The organism is Inquilinus sp. NPDC058860 (assembly GCF_042743185.1).
Classification (GTDB): domain Bacteria; phylum Pseudomonadota; class Alphaproteobacteria; order DSM-16000; family Inquilinaceae; genus Inquilinus.
Window position 1 is genome coordinate 30460 of sequence record NZ_JBHYMS010000059.1, and the last position, 15849, is coordinate 46308.

Annotated in this window: 19 protein-coding genes; 5 read left to right on the forward strand and 14 right to left on the reverse strand. The window is 70.1% G+C overall.

The window, feature by feature from the left end; all coding sequences use genetic code 11:
- Position 1: 1 nt before the first annotated feature.
- From pqqB to paaZ, 3 genes are all read right to left on the reverse strand, one after another.
- Positions 2-919 (reverse strand): pyrroloquinoline quinone biosynthesis protein PqqB, encoded by a 918-nt coding sequence (gene pqqB, locus ACFW16_RS29485; protein WP_380311928.1) that lies wholly within the window; start codon positions 917-919, stop codon positions 2-4.
- Between the two features lie 60 nt (positions 920-979).
- A complete protein-coding gene (gene pqqA, locus ACFW16_RS29490) occupies positions 980-1060 on the reverse strand; it encodes a pyrroloquinoline quinone precursor peptide PqqA (RefSeq protein ID WP_034852526.1) in 81 nt (26 codons plus the stop codon).
- A gap of 154 nt (positions 1061-1214) precedes the next feature.
- Entirely contained in the window at positions 1215-3239 is a 2025-nt protein-coding gene (gene paaZ, locus ACFW16_RS29495) for a phenylacetic acid degradation bifunctional protein PaaZ (protein ID WP_380311931.1), read from the reverse strand.
- A 131-nt stretch (positions 3240-3370) separates the two neighbouring features.
- On the opposite strand from paaZ, the gene paaG reads away from it, so the two are divergent.
- The 3 genes from paaG to paaK are packed head-to-tail and all read left to right on the forward strand — an operon-like array spanning position 3371 to position 5910.
- Complete coding sequence (paaG, locus tag ACFW16_RS29500; protein ID WP_380311933.1) at positions 3371-4159, forward strand: 2-(1,2-epoxy-1,2-dihydrophenyl)acetyl-CoA isomerase PaaG; 789 nt, start codon at positions 3371-3373, stop codon at positions 4157-4159.
- The gene (gene paaI / locus ACFW16_RS29505) at positions 4156-4608 is read left to right on the forward strand and encodes a hydroxyphenylacetyl-CoA thioesterase PaaI (RefSeq protein WP_380311935.1); all 453 of its coding nucleotides are present in this window, start codon (positions 4156-4158) and stop codon (positions 4606-4608) included. The genes paaG and paaI overlap by 4 nt, the downstream gene beginning before the upstream one ends.
- Positions 4609-5910, forward strand: a complete 1302-nt coding sequence (paaK, locus tag ACFW16_RS29510) for a phenylacetate--CoA ligase PaaK (RefSeq protein WP_380311938.1) — start codon at positions 4609-4611, stop codon at positions 5908-5910. It begins immediately after the preceding gene.
- 7 nt (positions 5911-5917) lie between these two features.
- On the opposite strand, the gene ACFW16_RS29515 is transcribed toward paaK, so the two are convergent.
- From ACFW16_RS29515 to ACFW16_RS29565, 11 genes are all read right to left on the reverse strand, one after another.
- Positions 5918-6229, reverse strand: a complete 312-nt coding sequence (locus ACFW16_RS29515; RefSeq protein ID WP_380311941.1) for a type II toxin-antitoxin system RelE/ParE family toxin — start codon at positions 6227-6229, stop codon at positions 5918-5920.
- A complete protein-coding gene (locus tag ACFW16_RS29520) occupies positions 6230-6484 on the reverse strand; it encodes a type II toxin-antitoxin system ParD family antitoxin (protein WP_380311943.1) in 255 nt (84 codons plus the stop codon). It abuts the gene before it with no gap.
- A gap of 69 nt (positions 6485-6553) precedes the next feature.
- A complete protein-coding gene (gene paaE / locus ACFW16_RS29525; protein WP_380311945.1) occupies positions 6554-7636 on the reverse strand; it encodes a 1,2-phenylacetyl-CoA epoxidase subunit PaaE in 1083 nt (360 codons plus the stop codon).
- Entirely contained in the window at positions 7636-8142 is a 507-nt protein-coding gene (gene paaD, locus ACFW16_RS29530; RefSeq protein ID WP_380311947.1) for a 1,2-phenylacetyl-CoA epoxidase subunit PaaD, read from the reverse strand. Before paaD ends, paaE begins: the two co-directional genes overlap by 1 nt.
- The gene (paaC, locus tag ACFW16_RS29535; RefSeq protein ID WP_380311950.1) at positions 8136-8912 is read right to left on the reverse strand and encodes a 1,2-phenylacetyl-CoA epoxidase subunit PaaC; all 777 of its coding nucleotides are present in this window, start codon (positions 8910-8912) and stop codon (positions 8136-8138) included. Before paaC ends, paaD begins: the two co-directional genes overlap by 7 nt.
- Positions 8912-9199 (reverse strand): 1,2-phenylacetyl-CoA epoxidase subunit PaaB, encoded by a 288-nt coding sequence (gene paaB / locus ACFW16_RS29540; protein WP_380311953.1) that lies wholly within the window; start codon positions 9197-9199, stop codon positions 8912-8914. The genes paaC and paaB overlap by 1 nt, the downstream gene beginning before the upstream one ends.
- Positions 9200-9212: 13 nt before the next feature.
- Positions 9213-10193, reverse strand: a complete 981-nt coding sequence (gene paaA, locus ACFW16_RS29545) for a 1,2-phenylacetyl-CoA epoxidase subunit PaaA (RefSeq protein ID WP_380311956.1) — start codon at positions 10191-10193, stop codon at positions 9213-9215.
- Positions 10194-10355: 162 nt separating this feature from the next.
- Positions 10356-11222: a phenylacetic acid degradation operon negative regulatory protein PaaX gene (gene paaX / locus ACFW16_RS29550; protein ID WP_380311959.1), complete on the reverse strand. Its 867-nt coding sequence runs from the start codon at positions 11220-11222 to the stop codon at positions 10356-10358.
- A 5-nt stretch (positions 11223-11227) separates the two neighbouring features.
- Positions 11228-11872: a TetR/AcrR family transcriptional regulator gene (locus ACFW16_RS29555; RefSeq protein ID WP_380311962.1), complete on the reverse strand. Its 645-nt coding sequence runs from the start codon at positions 11870-11872 to the stop codon at positions 11228-11230.
- 102 nt (positions 11873-11974) lie between these two features.
- Complete coding sequence (locus ACFW16_RS29560) at positions 11975-12586, reverse strand: LysE family translocator (RefSeq protein ID WP_380311964.1); 612 nt, start codon at positions 12584-12586, stop codon at positions 11975-11977.
- 69 nt (positions 12587-12655) lie between these two features.
- The gene (locus tag ACFW16_RS29565) at positions 12656-13129 is read right to left on the reverse strand and encodes an Lrp/AsnC family transcriptional regulator (protein ID WP_380311966.1); all 474 of its coding nucleotides are present in this window, start codon (positions 13127-13129) and stop codon (positions 12656-12658) included.
- A 156-nt stretch (positions 13130-13285) separates the two neighbouring features.
- Between ACFW16_RS29565 and ACFW16_RS29570 the strand changes: the two genes are divergently transcribed.
- The gene (locus tag ACFW16_RS29570; RefSeq protein ID WP_380311969.1) at positions 13286-15376 is read left to right on the forward strand and encodes a transketolase C-terminal domain-containing protein; all 2091 of its coding nucleotides are present in this window, start codon (positions 13286-13288) and stop codon (positions 15374-15376) included.
- Positions 15377-15533: 157 nt separating this feature from the next.
- A partial coding sequence (locus ACFW16_RS29575) for a lipoyl domain-containing protein (RefSeq protein WP_380311971.1) occupies positions 15534-15849 on the forward strand: 316 nt, incomplete at its 3' end.

Consider the following 15849-nt stretch of genomic DNA (forward strand, 5'->3'; position numbering starts at 1 on the left):
CTCACAGGGCGATCTCCATGCCGTCCTCCGCCACCTCCCAGCCGGCCTCGGCCAGGGCGTTGCGCTCGGGCGAGTCCTCGATGAGGACCGGGTTGGTGGTGTTCACATGGATCAGGATCCGGCGCCGGGCGTCGAGGTCGGCAAAGGCCGCGATCGTGCCGTCCGGGCCGTCGATGCTCATATGGCCCATCCGTCGGCCGGTCTTGGCGCCGACGCCGGTCGTGATCAACTCGTCGTCGCGCCACAGCGTGCCGTCGAAGAACACCAGCGGCGACCCCTGCAGCCGGGCCCGCAGCTGCGGCGTCATCGCGGCGCAGCCGGGGATGTAGTGGAACCGCGCGCCGTTGGCGGCGATCTCCAGCCCCAGCGTCTCGTCCGGCGCGCCGTTCAGGTCGTCTCCGGCCTGGCCTTCCAGATACAGCGGCACCTTGCCCGGGACCGGGAAGGCGGTGACGGTCAGGCCCAGCCCGCCGCCGGGGCCGGCGATCGGGAAAGGGCCGTTCGGCGCCACGGCGTGGCGCTCGACGGAACGTGGGCTCAGCGCGTCGAAGATCGGGTTGGCGGCCAGCGCGGCCAGCACCGGCGGCGCCGCCCACAGGGCGAAGGGTTGGGATTCGCGCATCGACAGCAGCCCGGCGACATGGTCGATCTCGCCGCTGGTCAGGATCACCGCCGCGATCGGGGAATGTCGCAACCCCTCCTGCGGCCACAGCGTCGGCGTGGCCTGCACCTGCTGCCGGAAATCGGGGGAGGCGTTCAGCAACAGCCATCGCTCGCCGTCCGCACTGACGGCGAGGGAGGCCTGGGTGCGCGGCTTGGCGCGCAGAACACCGGTCCGCACCCCCCGGCTGGTGGGCGCGTTGCAGTTCCATTGGGGAAAACCTCCGCCGGCGGCGGAACCGAGGACGACGATGCGCATGGTCTCAGCCCCGCTTTCGGCAGCCTCGCCGGACCCGCCGCATGGCGGAGGTTGGCCGTCTTACACGGTCGCGCAGGCGTAGGCGTTGATCTCGCAGCCCACGGAGATTTCGCGGATCTTCGGTGTCTTCCAGCGCTTCATGAGGCTCTCCAGTTAGGGGCAAGCTCTCTTGGGACGACGCCTCGACCCGGACCTTGGTTCCGGGCCGCGAGCATCATGAACATGATGCGCCTTCCACGCGTCAGGGGAATACTACTTTGGAGCCATTCCAGGTGTTTCTTGTCGCAGCAGCAGGTCAGGCCATCGCCGGCCTGGCGCTCATTGTCAGCAGGTCATAGCGTGCCACGGTCTCGTCTGCTTGGTTGAACACCTCGACGTCCCAGCGCACCTCGCCGTATTCCGGCATGCGGGCGGCGGTCTTGCGCTTGACCGTCAGCCGCACCCGGATCGAGTCCCCGGGTGACACCGGCTTCAGGAAACGCAGGTTGTCCAGGCCGTAATTGGCCAAGAGCGGCCCGGGCGCCGGGTCGACGAACAGGCCGGCGGCGAAGGACAGGATCAGATAGCCATGCGCCACCCGGCCGGGGAAGAACGGGTTCGCCTTGGCCGCTTCCTCGTCCATATGGGCGTAGAAGGCGTCGCCGGTGAACTCGGCGAAATGCTCGATGTCCTCCAGCGTGATGGTGCGCGCGACGGTCTCCACCGTCTCGCCGACCGTCAGCTCCTCGTAGTTGCGGCGGAACGGGTGGGTGGCCGGCACCCGCGCCGCGGCTCCCTTGATCCAGTTGCGGGTCAGGGCCGAGAGGCGGGCGGGCGACCCCTGCAGGGCGGTGCGCTGCAGGTAATGGTGCACGCCGCGGATGCCGCCCAGCTCCTCGCCGCCGCCGGCGCGGCCGGGGCCGCCGTGGACGAGGCCGGGCAGGGGCGAGCCGTGGCCGGTCGATTCGCCGGCGCAGTCGCGATCGACCACCAGGATGCGGCCGTGGAACGGCGCCAGGCCGAAGACCAGCGCGTCGGCCACCGCATCGTCATGGGTGAAGACCGAGGCCACCAGGCTGCCCTCGCCGCGGCGCACCAGCTCCACCGCCTGGTCGAGGCCGTCATAGGCGATCACCGTCGCCACCGGCCCGAAGGCCTCGACCGTGTGCACCTTGCGAGCCTTCGCCGGGTCGGCGCAGCGCAGCAGCACCGGGCTCATGAAGGCGCCGCCCATGCCGTCGACCTTCGGGCCGCCGGCCACGATCTCCGCCTCCTCCGCCAGCTCGGCGATGCGGGCGCGGACATCGTCGCGCTGGGCGATGCTGACCAGCGGGCCCATCCGCGTGCTCTCCTGCCGCGGGTCGCCGACCGCAACGCCGGACAGCTTCTGCGCCAGGGCGGCGATCACATCGCGCTCCAGCGCCCGCGGCACCAGGATGCGGCGGATGGCGGTGCATTTCTGCCCGGCCTTCGCCGTCATCTCGCGCACCACCTCCTTGACGAACAGGTCGAACTCCGGCGTGCCCGGCGCCGCGTCGGGGCCCAGCACCGCGGCGTTCAACGAATCCCGCTCGGCGACGAAGCGCACCGCGTTGCGCGAGATCGCCGGATGGTTGCGCAGCTTTTCCGAGGTCTCGATCGAGCCGGTGAAGGCCACCAGGTCCTGGCCGGTCAGATGGTCCAGCAGGTCGCCGGTGCTGCCGGCCACGAATTGCAGGCTGCCCGCGGGCAGGATGCCGGACTCGGTGATCAGCCTCACCAGCGCCTCGGCGACGTAGGCGGTGGCCGAGGCCGGCTTGGTGATCACCGGCACCCCGGCCAGGATCGCCGGGGCCAGCTTCTCCAGCAGGCCCCAGCACGGGAAGTTGAAGGCGTTGATGTGCACCGCGACGCCGGTCAGCGGCGTCAGGATATGGACCCCGATAAAGCTGCCGCCCTTGGACAGCCTCTCGACCCCGTCCTCCAGCAGGAAGCGCTCGCTCGGCAGCTCGCGCCGCCCGCGCGAGGCATAGGCGAACAGCGTGCCCAGGCCGCCGTCGATGTCGATCAGGTTGTCGCGCCGGGTTGCCCCGGTGTCGGCTGCGAGGGCGTAGAGCGGCTCCTTGCGCTCGGACAGATACAGCGCCAGCGCCTTCAGCATGTCGGCGCGCTGGTGGAAGGTCAGCCGGCGCAGTGCCGGGCCGCCGACCTCGCGGGCATGGCGGACCATCGCCGCGAAGTCCAGGCCGCGGCTCGACAGCCGGGCCACCACCCGCCCGTCGATGGCGCTGGCGATGTCGGCCAGCGTCTCGGTCGGGGCGATCCAGCGGTCCTCGGCGTAGCTCTGCAGGATGGCGGTCATGGCGTCCTCCCGATGGCCCGGCGGCGGTCGCGTTGGCGATTGACAAGCCCGGGCCCGGATCTAAGAATTAACCGACCGATCGTTCAATTCAAGAGGCCCTGCGCAACCGGCCCGCCCAGAGGAGGACGCCTATGGAGCCCACCATTCTGGTCGACCGCCGCGACGGCTGGAGCGTCCTGACGCTCAACCGCCCGGACCGGCTGAATTCCTTCACCGAGGAGATGCATCGCGCGCTGGCCGAGGCGCTGGCCGGGGTCGAGGCCGATGCCGGCTGCCGGGCGGTGCTGCTGACCGGGGCGGGGCGCGGCTTCTGCGCCGGGCAGGATCTCAACGACCGCGCCACCGGCGGCCAGGCGCCCGATCTCGGCGCCACGCTGGAGGGGCTGTACAACCCGCTGATCCGCCGCCTGCGCGCCCTGCCGAAGCCGGTGGTCTGTGCCGTCAACGGCGTCGCCGCCGGGGCCGGGGCCAACATCGCGCTGGCCTGCGACATCGTGCTGGCCGCGCGCTCGGCCAAGTTCATCCAGTCCTTCGCAAAGATCGGTCTGGTGCCGGATTCCGGCGGCACCTATGCGTTGCCGCGGCTGGTCGGCGCCGCCCGGGCCCGCGGCTTGGCGCTGCTGGCCGAGCCGCTGCCGGCGGAGAGGGCTGAGGAGTGGGGCCTGATCTGGAAGGCGGTGGACGATGGGGCATTGATGATGGAGGCCGAGGCGCTGACCGCCCATCTCGCCTCCCAGCCGACCCAGGGGCTGGCGCTGATCAAGCAGGCGCTGGACGCCTCCGCCGGCAACAGCCAGGACGCCCAGCTCGACCTCGAGCGCGACCTGCAGCGCCGGGCCGGGCGCACGCCGGACTACGCCGAAGGCGTGCGCGCCTTCATCGAGAAGCGGCCGGCCAGGTTCACGGGGCGGGCGGAATGAAGGCGACGACGGGGGCGGAAGCCAAGGCGGTCGCCAAGGCCGCGGCCGAGACGATGTGGCGCGACGACGGCGCCAGCCGGGCGCTGGGCATGGAGGTCCTGGAAATTGGGCCCGGCCGGGCAAAGCTGGCCATGACCATCCGGCCGGACATGACCAACGGCCACGGCACCGCCCATGGCGGCTTCATCTTCACCCTGGCGGATTCGGCCTTCGCCTTCGCCTGCAACTCGACCGGCGAGCGCACGGTGGCGGCGCATTGCAGCATCACCTTCCTGCGCCCCGCCGCCGCGGGCGACCGGCTGGTGGCGACGGCGCGGGAGGTGTCGCGCGCCGGCCGCTCCGGCCTCTACGATGTCAGCGTCGTGATGGGCGAGACGGTGGTCGCCGAGTTCCGCGGCCATTCCCGGACGGTCGGCGGCTCGTTCATCGACCGGCCGGCGGAGGATTAGATGGCGCCGATCGAAGGTCTGGACGCGGCCGAGCGGGCCTCGCGCGACGAGATCATGGCGCTGCAGCGCGACCGCTTGGCCTGGTCGCTGCGCCACGCCTATGACAACGTCCCGCATTACCGCCGGGCCTTCGATGCCGCCGGGGTGCACCCGTCCGACTTCCGCGACCTGCCGGACCTGGCGAAGTTCCCGTTCACGACCAAGCAGGACCTGCGCGACAACTACCCCTTCGGCCTGTTCGCCGTGCCGCGCGAGCGCATCGCCCGCATCCACGGCTCCTCCGGCACCACCGGCAAGCCGATCGTGGTCGGCTACACCCGGGCCGATCTCGACATGTGGGCGGCGGTGATGGCGCGGTCGATCCGCGCCGCCGGCGGCCGGCCGGGCATGATGGTGCATGTCGCCTATGGCTACGGCCTGTTCACCGGCGGCCTTGGCGCCCATAGCGGGGTCGAGCGGCTGGGCTGCACCGTGGTGCCGATGTCCGGCGGCATGACCGAGCGCCAGGTCCAACTGATCACCGATTTCCGGCCGGACATCATCATGGTGACACCGAGCTACGCGCTGGCGATCCTGGACGGCTTCCGGGCCCGGGGCCTCGACCCGCGCGACAGCTCGCTGCGCTTCGGCATCTTCGGGGCGGAGCCCTGGACCAATGCGATGCGGCAGGAGATCGAGCAGGCCTTCGCCCTCGATGCCACCGACATCTACGGCCTGTCGGAGGTGATCGGCCCCGGCGTTGCCCAGGAATGCGTCGAGACCAAGGACGGGCTGCATGTCTGGGAGGACCATTTCCTGCCGGAGGTGATCGACCCCGAGACGGGCGCGGTGCTGCCGGACGGCGAGTTGGGCGAGCTGGTCTTCACTTCCCTGACCAAGGAGGCGTTCCCGATCATCCGCTACCGCACCCGCGATCTGACCCGGCTGCTGCCCGGCTCGGCCCGGCCCGGCATGCGGCGGATGGAGAAGGTCACCGGCCGGTCCGACGACATGATCATCCTGCGCGGCGTCAATGTCTTCCCGACCCAGATCGAGGAGGCGCTGCTGGCCTGCGACTGGTGCGGCGGCCATTTTGTCATCGAGCTCAGCCGCCCCGGTCGGCTCGATGAAATGACGGTGCTGGCCGAAGCGCGGCCGGAGCATTGGGACGGGGCGGGCCTGGCCGTCGCGGCCGAGCGGCTGACGCTGCGGATCAAGGACACGATCGGGGTCTCGGCCCGGGTGGTGATCCAGCCGCCCGGCACGATCGAACGCTCCGCCGGCAAGGCCAAGCGGGTGATCGACAAGCGGCCGAAGGGGTAGGGGCGCCCTATTCGTCGCCGGGATGGAAATAGCCGTCGATGTCGCGATGGCCTTCCAGAATGTTCACCACCTCGAAAGTATCGCCGAGGTACCGGAAGAAGATGACGTAGCTCTTGAACGGGATGCTGCGGAGATCCGGCCGAAGCTCAGGACGGGCACGGCCCAGAGTGCCGCGAAGGGCGGCCAGCTTTTCGCATTTGTCGAGAAGCTGACCGGCGAAACCCTCCGCCAGTTCGATGTTGCTGCTGGTCTCTGCGACATAGGCGGCAATGTCGGCGATATCGTCGAGGGCGGCGCTGGTGTACCGCAGCGATCGCACCTATCCGCCTTGAGCCTTGCTGCGCGGCAAGGATGCGAGACGTGCTTTGACGGCTTGGGCGACGTCCTCGCTCGTGTGGCTGCCGCCCCGTTCAATCGAAGCGTTCAACGTGTCGCGAAGTGCCTGCAGCTTCGCCTCGCGCTCCTCGACCAAGCGCAGTCCTTCACGGACCACTTCGCTCGCAGAGCCGTAGCGGCCGCTTTTCACGACCTCCTCGACGAAGCTCTCCCACCGGCTGCCGACCGACACGTTCACAGCGCCTCTCTCCTCAAGGTCTGACAAGAGGATAACACAAAATGCGCAGAATCTGCTATCCGCTGTGCGTCACATCTGGTCGTAATCGACCACCACCCGGTCGGTCTTCGGATGCGACTGGCAGGTCAGGATGAAGCCGGCCTCGAGCTCCCACGGTTCGAGCGAGTAGTTCAGGTCCATCGCCGCCTCGCCCTCGACCAGCCGGGCCCGGCAGGTCGAGCACATGCCGCCCTTGCAGGCATAGGGCAGGTCCATGCCGGCGCGCAGGGCCGCGTCCAGGATGCTCTCGCCGTCCGCCACCGGCACCTCGCGGCGCTTGCCGTCGACGGTCAGCAGGGCGATGCGGCTCGGCGCGTCGGGGGCAGGCGCCACCGGCTTCGGCCGAGGCCGGCCGCCGAGGGCGGAGACGAACAGCTCGACATGCACCTTCTCCGGAGCGACGCCGAGTTGCGCCAGGACATTCGCGATCTCCCGGCTCATCGCCTCCGGGCCGCAGAGATAGACCTCGTCGACCGCCTCGGCCGGCACCACCAGCCGCAGCAGGCGCTGCACCTTGTCGCCGTCCAGCCGGCCGCTGAGGATCGGCAGGTCCTGCTCCTCCTGCGACAGCACATGGAACACCGACAGCCGGCCGAGGAAGCGGTCCTTCAGCTCCTCCAGCGCCTCGCGGAACAGGATCTCGCCGGTCGAGCGGTTGCCGTAGAACAGGAAGAAGCGGCTGTCCGGCTCACGCGCCAGCACGCCGCGCAGGATCGACAGCACCGGGGTGATGCCCGAGCCGGCGGCGAAGCCGACATGGATCCGCGGCCGATCGGACACGCAGGAAGCGCCGAAGCGGCCGGTCGGCGTCATCACCTCGATCGCGTCGCCCGGCTGCAGCGAGCGGTTGATCCAGTCGGAGAAGACGCCGCCCTCGACCCGCTTCACTGCGATCCGCAGCTCGCCATCGTCGGGGCCGGAGCAGATCGAGTAGGACCGGCGCAGATCCTCGCCGTCGATGGTGGCGCGGAGGGTCAGGTACTGGCCGGGACTGTAGCGGTAGTCGTCGGCGAGCTTGGCCGGCACGTTGAAGGCGATCGACACCGCGTCGGCCGTCTCGCGCCGCAGGTCGCGGATGGTCAGGCGGTGGAAGCGCGGCGTGGCGGCGGACATCAATGGCACTTGAAATAGTCGAAAGGCTCGCGGCAGTCGGTGCAGCGCCACAGCGCCTTGCAGGAGGTCGAGCCGAACTCCGACAGCCGCTCGGTGCGGGCCGAGCCGCAATGCGGGCAGGGCACGGTCTCGGCCCCGAACAGGGCGCGCCGGCCGGCGCCGTGCTGCGGCGGGGCGACGCCGTATTCGGCCAGCTTGCGGCGGCCTTCCGGCGACAGCCAGGCGGTGGTCCAGGCCGGCGACAGCACGGTGCGCACCTGCGCGCCGCCGATGCCCGCCCGCTCCAGCGCCAGCCCGATCTCCAGGGCAATGACGTTCATCGCCGGGCAGCCGGAATAGGTCGGAGTGATCGCCACCTCGACCTGCCCATCGTGCACCGTCACGTCGCGCAGCACGCCGAGATCGGCGATGGTCAGCACCGGCAGCTCCGGATCGACCACCGCGGCCGCGGCCTCCCAGGCGCGCCGGCGCAAGGCGTCGGCATTGGGGACGGGCCGCGTCACCATTTCGCCCCCGGATAGGTGCGCTGCAGGATCTGCAGCTCGCTCAGCAGATGGCCGAGATGCTCGCTGTGCCGGCCGTTGCGGCCGCCACGCTGGGACCAGCCGGCGGGCGGGGCGGCCAGGGTCGCCTCGGCCAGCACCGCGGCCACGGTCCCGGACCAGGTCTCGCGCAGGCTCTCGGGATCGACCGCCACGCCCTGCATGATCAACTCGCGCTCGCCCTCGTCCGGCACGAATGCCTCACCGGTATAGGGCCACAGCTCCTCCACCGCCGCCTGGGCCCGGGCATGGCTTTCTTCGGTGCCGTCGCCGAGACGGATCACCCATTCGGCGCTGTGGCGCAGATGGTAGGCGCTTTCCTTCTCCGACTTCGCGGCGATCGCCGCCAGGGTCGGGTCGGTCGAGGCGGTCATGGTCCGCCAATAGGGGTCGGCGAAGGCGGAGTAGAAGAACTGCCGCAGGATGGTGCGGGCGAAGTCGCCATTCGGCTGCTCGACCAGCAGCAGGTTGCGGTACTGCCGCACGTCGCGCAGATAGGCGTAGCGGTCCTCGTCGTTGCCGGCGGCCTCGACCTCGGCCGCATAGCCGTAAAGGGCGCGGGCCTGGCCGATCAGGTCGAGCCCGATATTGGCCAGCGCCATGTCCTCTTCCATCATCGGCGCGTGGCCGCACCATTCCGACAGGCGGTGGCCCAGGATCAGGGCGTCGTCGGCCCGCGCCAGGGCGTAGCGGACCAGCGGCGTCTCGGCGACGGTGATCATGGCCGCGGCCATCACATATGCCCGATCTCGTCGGGCACGTCGTAGAAGGTCGGGTGGCGGTAGATCTTGCTGGCCGCCGGCTCGAACATCATGCCCTTGTCGGCGGGGTCGGAGGCGGTGATGGCGTTGGACGGCACCACCCAGATCGACAGGCCCTCGCCGCGGCGGGTGTAGAGATCGCGTGCCGCCTGCAGCGCCATGGTCGGGTCGGCCGCGTGCAGCGACCCGACATGCTTGTGCGCCAGCCCGTTGCGGCTGCGGATGAAGACTTCCCACAGGGGAAAGGTCTGCGTGGTCATGGCGTCGTCTCCCTCACGCCGCCGCCCGGGCGCGGCGCTTCTCGGCATGGGCCAGCGCGGCCTCGCGCACCCAGGCGCCGTCGTCATGGGCCTTGCGGCAAGCCGCCATCCGGTCGCGGTTGCACGGGCCGTTGCCGGCGAGCACCTGCCTGAACTCGTCCCAGTCGATGGCGCCGTGCTGCCAATGCCCGGTCTCGGGGTTGAGCTTCAGCTCCGGGTCGGGCGGGAACAGGCCGATGAATCGGGCCTGCGGCACGGTGGCGTCGATGAACTTCTGGCGCAGCTCGTCGTTGGAGAAGCGCTTGATCTTCCACTTCATCGAGGTGTCGCTGTGCTGGCTGGCCGAATCCGGCGGGCCGAACATCATCAGGCAGGGCCACCACCAGCGGTTCAGCGCGTCCTGCGCCATCGCCTTCTGCTCGGGCGTGCCGCGGGCCAGCGTGACCATGATCTCGTAGCCCTGGCGCTGGTGGAAGGACTCCTCCTTGCATACCCGGATCATGGCGCGGGCATAGGGGCCGTAGGAGCAGCGGCACAGCGGGATCTGGTTCATGATCGCGGCGCCGTCGACCAGCCAGCCGATGGCGCCGATATCGGCCCAGGTCAGGGTCGGATAGTTGAAGATCGAGGAGTATTTCGCGCGGCCGGTCAGGAGCTGGTCCACCAGCTCCTCCCGCGCGGTGCCCAGCGTCTCGGCCGCGGCGTAGAGGTAGAGGCCGTGGCCGCACTCGTCCTGCACCTTGGCCAGCAGCGCCGCCTTGCGCCGCAGCGTCGGTGCCCGGGTGATCCAGTTGCCCTCCGGCAGCATGCCGACGATCTCGGAATGAGCGTGCTGGGAGATCTGGCGCGTCAGGGTCTTGCGGTAGGCCTCGGGCATCCAGTCGTTGGGCTCGATCCGCTCCTCAGCATCGATCCGCTCCTGGAAGCGGACGGCAAGGGCGGCGTCCTCGACAGGCTTGGCTTGATCGGTGGCGTTGAGGGCCTGCGTGTACATGGCGTCCGGCATCCTCCCTGACCTTGATCCAATCATATGTCACAGAAAATGAAGTAGTCAACGTTTTTGGTAACATATCGTAGGTTGGGTTCGCGGTGGCGAACCCAACATCGCGCCGCCGAGACAGTGTTGGGTTCGCTGTCGCGAACCCAACCTACGATGCTACCGGAACCGCGCCTTCAGCTCCGGCCCAGGTGGGGGCAGAGGGCCGGATTCGGCCTGGCCATGGGCGTCTAGCCAGCGCTCGGAGGCTGGCAGAAGCCGGTGGTAGAGATCGGCGCAGAGGGCGCGGGCGGCGGTGCCGGGCCAGTCCGGCGGCAGCAGGTCGACCGGCAGCACGGGGTCGCGCAGCACGATGCGGCGCCAGCCATGAATCAGCAGGATGCGGGCGATGAAGCTGTCGAGGTCCGACAGCGCGCCATCCGCAGCCAGCGCCGCCCGCAGCGGCTCGAAGGTCTCGAGGAAACGGCGATAGGCGACGGCCGTCTGGTCCAAGGGCCAGCTCTGCGCCGCAAGCCGGCGCCGGGTTTCGGCATCGGCCGAGGCGTCCAGGCGCAGCGCCTCCGTCGCTTCCGGCGGGACCGCCGTGCCGGCCGGTGCTACCCAGACGCCGGGCGCGGCGCTGCCGAAGCCGGCTGCCTGCAGCGCCTTCCGCGCGGCCTCCCGGTCGGCGCCGTTGCCGGGCAGCACCAGCACGAAGCCGCTGCCGGGCGGCGGCGGATGGGCGTTGTAGATGTGCTCGGTGGCGGTGCGGAACGTCTCGCGCCCGCGCTGGGCCAGGCGGTAGAAGCTGTTGCGGCCGACCCGGCTGCGCTCCAGCCAGCCGTCGGCGGCCAGCCGCGACATTGCCGTGCGCACCACGCCGTCGCCGATGTCGATGGCATGCAGGAAGGCGGACAGGGAGCCGAGCCACAGCGACCCGCCGCGCGGCACGATCGCGTCGCCATAGACGGTGATGATGATCGACCAGGTGCGCGACGGCTCGGCCTTCAGGCCCTTCAGAATCCGGCGCAGGGCGGTGCGGGGCATCAAGGTCAGGCGGTTTCCATCCGTCGGCGGGGCGTGGCCTTGTCTTGCACCGCCGCCACTGCATTCGCAGCGCCGGACAGCACCAGCTCGGTCGCCAGCCGGGCATAGTCGGCGCGGCTCAGCCCCTTGCCTTCGCGGAACCAGAGGTAGTGCCAGTTCAGCATGCCGAACAGCGACATGGTCAGCGGCATCAGCAGGGTGCGGTCGGCTGCCAGTTGCGGCACCGCCGCGGCCAGCGCCTCGGCGAAGATCCGCACCAGGGCTCGCTCCATCTCCTTCAGCTGCTCCTGCTGGTCCGGCGGCAGCAGCTTCAGGCTGGTGATCTGCACCTGGTGCTCGGCGTCGGCGTCGCGATAGGCGTCGAGCAGCGCGGCGACGATCGCGTGCAGCCGCTCCCGCGCGCTGGCCGGGGCGGCCGCCGCCGCCTCCACCGCCGCGACCAGCGTCGACAGATGGTCGGCCAGGATGTCGAACAGCACTGCGTCCTTGTCGCGGTAGTAGTGGTACAGCAGCGCCTTCGAGATGCCGCAGGCTTCGGCGATCTTGGTGATCGAGGCGCCGGTGAAGCCGTGCCGGGCGAACAGCTCCGCCGTCCGATGCAGGATCGCCCGGCGCTTCTCGTCGTAATCATGGGCGCGGGTGCGGGCCATGACCTCCGGTCCGTTCACGTGTTGTCGACGGAACCAGCCTCGGGGCATCGCGGCCGCAGATCAAGAATTCTCTGAACGCTCGATCAATGAATCGGCGCGCGGTTACCGCTCGGCCAAGGCCAGCTTGGCGCCGAGGGCGACGAAGGCGGCGGCGAAGCTGCGGCGCATCCAGGTCATCACCCGCGGGCGCGTGATCACATGGTCGCGCATCGCGGCGGCGAACAGGCCGTAGACGGCGAAGACCAGGAAGGTCATCAGCATGAACACGCCGCTCAGCTCCAGCATCCGGACCAGCGGGTGGGCCTCGGTGGTGCTGACGAACTGCGGCAGGAAGGCGACGAAGAAGATCGACAGCTTCGGGTTCAGGATGTTGATCAGGATCGCCGTCACCGTGACCTGCAGGGCCGACCGGCCGCCGACCTGCTTCTCCACCTTCAGCGCGCCGTGCTCCCGCAGGGTGTTGAAGGCCATCCACAGCAGATAGGCGACGCCGAGGTACTTGAAGATCTCGAAGGCCAGGGCGCTGGTGTGCAGCAGCGCCGCCAGCCCCAGGATCGCCGCCGCCAGATGCGGCACGATGCCGAGGGTGCAGCCGAAGGCGGCGATCACGCTGGCGCGCGACCCGCGGGTCAGCCCGGCCGCGATGGTGAAGAGCGCGCCGGTGCCGGGCGAGGCGACGATGATGAACGAGGTGATCAGGAACTCGATGCTCACGGCCGCGCTCCTCCCGTCAGGCTGCGGCCGCCACGATGCCCCGGGCCGGGCGGGCGGGCAAGAGCGGGCCTACACCGGGATCGCCACGCTGTTCTTGATCTCGCGCAGCGCGAAGTTCGAGCTGATGTGCTGCACCGCCGGGCTGGTGAACACCACCTCCTTCAGGAACTTCTCGTAATCCAGCGGGCTGCGGGTGACGATCCGCAGGATGTAGTCGGCCGAGCCGGTCATCGAATAGAACTCCAGCACCTCTGGCCGCTCCGCGATTCGCTGCTCGAAGGCCTCGATCTGCTCGGCGTCGTGCTTGGCCAGGGTGACATGGGCGAAGGCGGTCTCGCCATAGCCCAGCCGGGCCGGGTCGACCCGGGCGACGTAGTCCTTGATCACGCCGCGCTCCTCCAGCGCCTTCAGCCGCCGCCAGGTCGGCGAGGTCGACAGGCCGACCGCATCGGCCAGCTCCTGCACGCTCTGCCGGGCATTGCGCTGCAGCGCCGCCAGGATGGCGCGCTCAAACCGGTCCAGCTCCTCGGCGACGATGGGCATGAAACCTCCCTGATTCCCCAGGTTCGGGCAAATCATACCTCAGATCGGCCCGTCTGGCGCCGAGTTCGGCAAAACTTTTCCCCGATCTCGGCGCATCCTTTTCCTGGAGATGCGCGCTCGCGCGTCCGGTCGGAAACCCAGCAGAAGGACGACCCGGTGACCGCTCTCGCTTTCCAGCAGCCCCGCCTCCTGGCGAACGCGCCCGATCCCGGCTTCGACTGGCGCCGCGTCGCCCATCTGCTGCACCTCTCCCGCGCCCTCGACGTGCTGGAGGAGACGGTGCTGGCGCCGCAGAAGAAGCTGTTCTACCAGTTCTCCGCCCGCGGCCACGACCTGGCGCAGATCCTGCTGGGCACCCGGCTGACCGACCCGCGCGACGCGGTCTGCGGCTATTACCGTTCCCGGCCGATCCTGCTGACCCTCGGGGTCGACCCGGCGGACGCGCTCGGGTCGTCCATGGCGCGCGACCAGGGCTATTCCGCCGGCCGCGACATCGGCGTGGTGTTCAACTTCCCGAATCCTTCCGGCCCTTCGGCGCTGCCGATGTGCGGCGGGGTCGGCACCCAGTACACCCCGGCCGCCGGCTGGGCCCAGGCGCTGGAATACGGCCGCACCGTGCTGCACGACCCAGCCTGCGACCGCGCCATCGCGGTGGTGCTCGGCGGCGACGCCTCGGTCGCCACCAACGGCTTCTGGTCGGCGCTGACCATCGCCACCACCCAGCGCCTGCCGGTGCTGTTCATGATCGAGGACAACGGCTATGGCATCTCAGTGCCGTCGCGGTTCCAGACGCCGGGCGGCGACATTGCCGCCAATCTCGCCAGCTTCCGCGGCCTGCACATCCTGGCCGGCGACGGCACCGACCCGGCCGAGGCGGCGCGGCTGGCCGATGCCGCCGTCGCCCATGTCCGCGACCGCAAGGGCCCGTGCCTGCTGCGGCTCAGCGTGCCGCGGCTGGAGGGCCACAGCTTCCAGGACACCCAGGCCTACAAGCCGGCCGAGACCGTGGCGGCGGAATGGGCTCGTGACCCCCTGCCGAAGCTGAAGCAGTTCCTGGTCCCGGCCGTCATGGAGGCGGCGGAGTGGGACGCGCTGGCCGCCGAGGCCGAGGCGCAGGTCGAGGCGGCGCGGGGCAGGGCCGAGGCGCGGCCGGCCCCCGATGCCGCTTCGGTGACACGCCACGTCTTCTTCGAGGGCGAGCCGCAGACCATGGGCGGCCTGCGCGGCGAGGGCATCATCCCGGCCGAAGGCCACGACACGCCGCAGCCGGACGGGCCGCGCATCAACATGGTCACCGCCATCCGCCGCACCCTGGATCATGAGCTGTCGGTCAATCCGCGCATGGCGGTGCTGGGCGAGGACATCGGCCCGAAGGGCGGCGTCCATGCCGTGACTTTGGGGCTGCAGGAGAAGTTCGGCGCCGCCCGGGTGATGGACACCAGCCTGTCGGAAGAGGGCATCGTCGGCCGCGCCGTCGGCATGGCGCTGGCCGGCCTGTTGCCGGTGCCGGAGATCCAGTTCCGCAAATACGCCGACCCGGCGGTGGAGCAGATCAACGATTGCGGCACGATGCGCTGGCGCACCAACAACCGCTTCGCCGCGCCGATGGTGCTGCGCATGCCGGTCGGCTTCCTGAAATGCGGCGATCCCTGGCACAGCCAGACCAACGAGGTGCAGTTCGTGCACGCGCCGGGCTGGAAGGTGGCGGTGCCGTCCAACGCCGAGGACGCGGTCGGCCTGCTGCGGGCGGCGCTGCGCGGCGACGACCCGGTGATGTTCCTGGAGCACCGCGCCATGCTCGACGCTCCTTCGGCCCGCCGGCCCTATCCGGGCGACGACTACGTCCTGCCCTTCGGCCGCGCCCGGATCGCGATGGAGGGCCGGGATCTCACCATCGTCACCTGGGGCGCCATGGTCGAGCGGGCGGAGGAAGCGGCGCGGGCCAGCGGCCGGTCGGTCGAGGTGATCGACCTGCGCACGCTGATGCCATGGGACAGCGCGGCGGTGCTGGCCTCGGTCGCGCGCACCCGGCGCTGCCTGATCGTCCATGAGGATCTGCGCACCGGCGGTTTCGGGGCGGAGATCGCGGCGGTGGTGGCGGACCAGGCCTTCCTCGACCTCGACGCCCCGGTTGCGCGGCTGACCATGCCGGACATCCCCAGCCCGCACAGCCCGGTGCTGCTGGAGGCCGCGGTGCCGTCGGTTGACCGCATCCGGGACAAGATCCTCGCGCTGACCGGGTTCTGAACGTCAATGCTGGCTGTATTCCCCAACCTGTCATGCCCGGGCTTGACCCGGGCATCCAGACGCTGTCGACAGACTCTGGATTGCCGGGTCAAGCCCGGCAATGACAGGGAAGAGGGAGCGGCCATTCCTGCAGACATTGTCGGACAACGGGGCTGACATGGCCGACATCATCGAGGCGGCGGACGTGCTCGCGCCGGTCCAGCAGGAGGGCACCAAGGCGGCGGTGCGCGGCTGGCTCGCCGCGGTCGGCGACACGGTGCGCGAGGGCGACCCTCTGGTCGAGCTGGAGACCGACAAGGTCACGGTCGAGGTGCCGGCCCCGGCCTCCGGCACGCTGGTCGAGATCCTGGTCCAGACCGACCAGGACGCGGCGCCCGGGGCGGTGTTGGGGCGGATCGAGGTTGGCGCTGCCGGCGTCGACTCTTCCTTAGTCCCCCCTCCCCTTGCGGGAGGGGAGCAGGGGGAGGGGTCTT

Excerpts from the sequence above, each read along its gene's own strand:
- pqqB (WP_380311928.1), bottom strand. The coding sequence starts at position 919 with ATGCGCATCGTCGTCCTCGGTTCCGCCGCCGGCGGAGGTTTTCCCCAA.
- pqqA (WP_034852526.1), bottom strand. The coding sequence starts at position 1,060 with ATGAAGCGCTGGAAGACACCGAAGATCCGCGAAATCTCCGTGGGCTGC.
- paaZ (WP_380311931.1), bottom strand. The coding sequence starts at position 3,239 with ATGACCGCCATCCTGCAGAGCTACGCCGAGGACCGCTGGATCGCCCCG.
- paaG (WP_380311933.1), top strand. The coding sequence starts at position 3,371 with ATGGAGCCCACCATTCTGGTCGACCGCCGCGACGGCTGGAGCGTCCTG.
- paaI (WP_380311935.1), top strand. The coding sequence starts at position 4,156 with ATGAAGGCGACGACGGGGGCGGAAGCCAAGGCGGTCGCCAAGGCCGCG.
- paaK (WP_380311938.1), top strand. The coding sequence starts at position 4,609 with ATGGCGCCGATCGAAGGTCTGGACGCGGCCGAGCGGGCCTCGCGCGAC.
- paaE (WP_380311945.1), bottom strand. The coding sequence starts at position 7,636 with ATGTCCGCCGCCACGCCGCGCTTCCACCGCCTGACCATCCGCGACCTG.
- paaD (WP_380311947.1), bottom strand. The coding sequence starts at position 8,142 with ATGGTGACGCGGCCCGTCCCCAATGCCGACGCCTTGCGCCGGCGCGCC.
- paaC (WP_380311950.1), bottom strand. The coding sequence starts at position 8,912 with ATGGCCGCGGCCATGATCACCGTCGCCGAGACGCCGCTGGTCCGCTAC.
- paaB (WP_380311953.1), bottom strand. The coding sequence starts at position 9,199 with ATGACCACGCAGACCTTTCCCCTGTGGGAAGTCTTCATCCGCAGCCGC.
- paaA (WP_380311956.1), bottom strand. The coding sequence starts at position 10,193 with ATGTACACGCAGGCCCTCAACGCCACCGATCAAGCCAAGCCTGTCGAG.
- paaX (WP_380311959.1), bottom strand. The coding sequence starts at position 11,222 with ATGCCCCGCACCGCCCTGCGCCGGATTCTGAAGGGCCTGAAGGCCGAG.
- ACFW16_RS29555 (WP_380311962.1), bottom strand. The coding sequence starts at position 11,872 with ATGGCCCGCACCCGCGCCCATGATTACGACGAGAAGCGCCGGGCGATC.
- ACFW16_RS29565 (WP_380311966.1), bottom strand. The coding sequence starts at position 13,129 with ATGCCCATCGTCGCCGAGGAGCTGGACCGGTTTGAGCGCGCCATCCTG.